This is a genomic window from Halomonas sp. (genome assembly GCF_041689495.1).
Taxonomy (GTDB): domain Bacteria; phylum Pseudomonadota; class Gammaproteobacteria; order Pseudomonadales; family Halomonadaceae; genus Halomonas.
This window is the reverse complement of sequence record NZ_JBDNGD010000033.1, coordinates 1-4,576: the sequence shown is the minus strand read 5'-3', so window position 1 is coordinate 4,576 and position 4,576 is coordinate 1. Positions and strand designations below refer to the sequence as shown.

Annotated in this window: 3 protein-coding genes and 1 pseudogene; 1 reads left to right on the top strand and 3 read right to left on the bottom strand. The window is 63.5% G+C overall.

From position 1 onward, the window contains the following. Nucleotides 1-134, bottom strand: a pseudogene (locus tag ACESMD_RS01055) (haloacid dehalogenase); the annotation flags it as partial. A gap of 171 nt (nucleotides 135-305) precedes the next feature. Between ACESMD_RS01055 and nudE the strand changes: the two are divergent. Continuing rightward, nucleotides 306-917: an ADP compounds hydrolase NudE gene (nudE, locus tag ACESMD_RS01050; RefSeq protein ID WP_372609489.1), complete on the top strand. Its 612-nt coding sequence runs from the start codon at nucleotides 306-308 to the stop codon at nucleotides 915-917. Nucleotides 918-941: 24 nt separating this feature from the next. Here the strand turns inward: nudE and lon are convergent, their stop codons facing one another. Together lon and ACESMD_RS01040 are read right to left on the bottom strand one after the other, a co-directional pair. Continuing rightward, on the bottom strand, nucleotides 942-3,389 hold the full coding sequence (gene lon / locus ACESMD_RS01045; RefSeq protein ID WP_372609487.1) for an endopeptidase La: 2,448 nt from the start codon (nucleotides 3,387-3,389) through the stop codon (nucleotides 942-944). A 77-nt stretch (nucleotides 3,390-3,466) separates the two neighbouring features. Further along, a partial coding sequence (locus ACESMD_RS01040) for a DUF945 family protein (protein ID WP_372609485.1) occupies nucleotides 3,467-4,576 on the bottom strand: 1,110 nt, incomplete at its 5' end.

Sequence of the window (4,576 nt, the reverse complement as noted above, 5' to 3'; positions counted from 1 at the left end):
GCCTCGTCCAGGTGATGCAACTCCACATAGCGACGGGGCAGATGCTCCAGCCAGAAGTGGCTATCGAAGTGGAGATCCAGCAGGGTGCCGTCCATGTCCAGCAGGACGGTATCGATGGCGCGCCAGTCGATCATCGCGGCTCCGGATGGCGAGGGTGAAAAGGCATGGTATTGTACCCAATCGACTAATGCGACGCCTCAATGGACCCAACCCCTCGCCCGGCAGAGCCGGCCTCCCACCAGGATCAAAACCTCCCCTGGTCGGGAAGGAGAATGGTACCCCACCCGACAAACACTGGAGAGCTCATGCCGCAATCCCATGACCCGGATGAACAGCGTCAAGACACGAACTGGCCCGAGAAACCCCGGATCCTCGCGCGCCGGTCCGTCGCCCGCAGCCGCCTCTTCCATATCGAATCCCTGGACCTGCGCTTCTCCAATGGGGAGGAACGCACCTTCGAGCGGCTCACCGGCAGTGACCACGGCGCCGTCATGATCGTCGCCATGCCCGACCCCGAGCATGTGTTGCTGATCCGCGAATACGCCGCTGGCTTCGAGGACTATGTGCTGACCCTGCCCAAGGGGCTGGTCGACCCGGGCGAGGACATCATCACCGCCGCCAACCGGGAGCTCATGGAGGAATGCGGCTTCGGTGCCAGACGCATCGAACCCCTCGTGGAACTGTCCCTGGCGCCCAACTACATGCGCCATCGCATGCAGGTGCTGCTGGCCAGCGACCTCTACCCCAAGCGTCTGCCAGGCGACGAACCCGAACCCATGATCGTGGAGACCCACGCCATCGAGGATTTGCAGGATCTGCTGGCTCGCGAGGATTTCCACGAGGCACGCGCCATCGCCGCCCTCTATATCGCCCGTGACCGGTTGCGCGCGACAGAGGATTCCCATCGCCTCTGGTAACGGCCACTCAGCGGCGATGGTCGACTACGCAAACACCACCCTGGCCACATCCGGGTAGCGGGATGCGAAATGCACCCTGATCCCCTCCCGAAGATAGTCGGGCAACTCATCGAAGTCGCGCCGATTGGCCTCGGGCAGGATCAGCTCGAAAATGTCGCTGCGACGGGCGGCAATCACCTTCTCGCGGATACCGCCCACCGGCAGCACCTGGCCGGTGAGGGTCAACTCACCGGTCATCGCCAGCCGCCGATCGATGGCCCGGTGTGTCGCCAGGGACAGCAGCGCCGTGGCCATGGTGACCCCCGCCGAGGGACCATCCTTGGGCGTGGCCCCTTCCGGCACATGGAGATGGACGAAAGCCGAGTCGAAGAAGTCGGCATCGGCGCCGAACTCGCTCAGATGACCCAACACATAGCTGTAGGCGATGTTGGCCGATTCCTTCATGACGTCACCGAGCTTGCCGGTCAGTTTGAAGCCACGCTCCAGGGCATGCACCTTGCCGGCCTCGATGGGCAGGGTCGCGCCACCCATGGAGGTCCAGGCCAGCCCCGTGACCACGCCCTCGCCCTCGAGCACCTGCTCCTTGCGGAACAGGGGAGCGCCGAGGAAGTCCTCGAGATTGTTCACCGAGACCCGCACCGATTTCTGGTCGTTCTCCAGCAGCTTCACTGCTGCCTTGCGCACGATGCGGTGCAGTTGCTTCTCCAACTGCCGCACCCCGGCCTCCCGGGCATAGCCTTCGATCACCTGTCGCAGGGCCGCATCGGTGAGGTTGATGCGCTTCTTGGGGATGCGATCACGCTTGAGCAGCTTGGGCCAGAAGTGGTGCTTGGCGATGGCGACCTTCTCCTCGGCGATGTACCCGGACAGGCGGATCTGCTCCATGCGATCCAGCAGCGCCGGGGAGATCGAATCCAGCGTATTGGCCGTGCAGACGAAGAGCACCCGGGAAAGATCGAGTCGCACATCCAGGTAGTGGTCGAGGAAGTCGACGTTCTGCTCGGGGTCGAGTACCTCCAGCAGGGCCGAGGCCGGATCGCCCTGGAAGGACTGCCCCATCTTGTCGATCTCGTCGAGCATGATCACCGGATTCTCGACCTCGACCTCCTTGAGGGCCTGCACCAGCTTGCCCGGCATGGCGCCGATGTAGGTGCGCCGATGCCCCTTGATCTCGGCCTCGTCGCGCATGCCGCCCACCGAAAAGCGATAGAACTCGCGGCCCAGCGCCTCGGCGATGGAGCGACCCACAGAGGTCTTGCCCACCCCCGGCGGGCCGACCAGCAGCAGGATGGAACCCCCCACATCCCCCTTGAAAGTGCCCTCGGCGAGGAACTCGATGATGCGTTCCTTGACATCCTTGAGACCGTCATGGTCACGATCCAGCGTCTCGCGGGCATGGGGCAGATCCAGGTTGTCGGCGCTGCGTACCCCCCAGGGCAAGGACGTCAGCCAGTCCAGATAATTGCGAGTAGTGCCATACTCCGGTGAACCCGTCTCCAGCACCGAGAGCTTGTCGAGTTCCTCCTCAATGCGTGTCAGCACCTTGGGCGGCACCGTCAGCGACTCGAGACGGTCGCGAAAGGTATCGACGTCATTCTCGCGATCGTCCTTGGAGATCCCCAGCTCGCGCTGGATCACCTTGAGCTGCTCGCGCAGGAAGAACTCACGCTGGCGATCCTGCATCTGGGCATTGACCTGGTCGCTGATCTCGCTCTGCAGCTGGGCGACATCGATCTCCTTGCGCAGCAGCGGCAGGACCTTCTGCATCCGCGCCATCACCGGCAGAGTCGCCAGCACCTCCTGAAGTTCCTGGCCCTTGGCGGAGGTAATGGCCGCGGCGAAGTCGGTCAGAGGCCCTGGTTCATGGGGGCTGAAGCGGTTGAGATAGTGCTTGAGCTCCTCGCCGTAGAGCGGATTGATCGGCAGCAGTTCCTTGATGCCGTTGATCATCGCCATGGCGTAGGCGCGAGTCTCATCGTCCTCGGCATCCACCGGCTCACGTGGATAGCTGACCTCCACCAGGAAGGGCGGCTCCCTGGACAGCCAGCGCGTGATGCGAAAACGCTGGATACCCTGGGCGATGAACTGGAACTGGGTTTCTTCGCCCTGGATCTTGTGCACCTTCACCGCGGTACCGATCTCGGGAAACTGCTCGTGGTCGAGTTCATCGACGGCCGTCTCGCCGACGAAAGCCAGTCCCACGGTATGGTGCGTGGTCTTGGCGACGCGATGCAGGGTCTCTTCCCAGCGCTCGCGGTTGATCACCAGCGGCTGTACCTGAGCGGGGAAGAAGGGCCGATTGTGGATCGGCAGCAGGTAGATACGCTCGGGCAGGGTATCCCGGGCGGGCACCATGGAACGTCCACTCCCCTCGGAGTCGCCATGGGAGGCGGGGGCCTGGTCTTGATCGTGAATATCGCGAATCCATTCGGGGATTTCCGGGTCCCGGGGTCGATCCTGGTCGTCGCTCATCGGCCTGTTGTCCTGATCCAGTGTGACGAAAGTGATAGCTGGATAAGTGAATGCGGGCGAGCAGCGACGACTTCAAGTCAGAATTGACGCCAGAGGGGCGGCATCGGCCGACCATTGACCCGGACCTGACCACGAACCACATCGATTTCCAGGTCTTCGGTCCCCAGGGGCAGGCCCAGCCAGAGGGCAACCACCGTGGGGACATCATGCCAGATGAAATCGCCATCCAGACGGGACAGCCAGCTAGCCTGCTGCGCCTCATCATCGAGTCCGACGAGGCTGAGCTCATCGAGGCGACGGGCGTCGAAGAAGAGTGCACCTTCACCCCTGGCCGTCAGGCCCAGCATGGGGCTTTCCAGATCCACCCGGGTGACATCCAGCCTCGGTGAGTCCTGCAGCATGGCGATGAACGCCGGCTCGATGCGCACCAGCAGCTCTCTCCCCTCCCCTGGCGGCCCACCCATCGCCGCCTCGTCACGCAAGCCGGCCAGAAGGGCACGCACGGCATCGGCATTGATCCGTGACACTTCCATCGAAACCGACCCGCTAAGCAATACCTGATCCGCCGCCAGGATCTCGATGATCTTCAACTCGCCGTCGAGGCTGAGCTCCCTGTCGTCGAGCTCTATCAGGCTGCGGTAGACGAGATCCCGAGCGGTGAGATCGAGTTCGGGCTGGTGCCAGAGAAGGCGCTCGATATGCAGGTCGTCGGACTGAGTGAAATGGTAGGCCCCGTCGGTGTAGGTATAACGGCTTTCCAGGCCGATGGGACCGGACTCCAGCGAATTCTCGCCATCGGTCAATCGCCAGGGGGAAAACCTGGCACGTAATCGCCAGTCACCGTACTGGCCACCGAAGGCCAGGTGCCCACCCCGGAAATCGGCTTCCTGCTGTCCCTGACTGACGATGAAGGGCGCCAGTTGAACGCTGCCATCCAGCGTACCGCTCAGGGTCAGGTAGCGAGCCGTCCAATGAGGAGGGGTGGAGGGCAGGACATCGCCGAAGACCCGCTCACGATGAGCACCCAGATGGGGGTTCAGCTCGCCCTCGACACGGGTGCTCAGGACGCCATGCCGGGCCTCGTAGGAGAGCTCGAGCTGCCAGGCCTCGCCGAGCACCGGCGCCACCTGGATGGTGCCGCTGGAGGTCAGCCAGCCCCGTTCCACGTCGGTGCGCCCCACCACCAG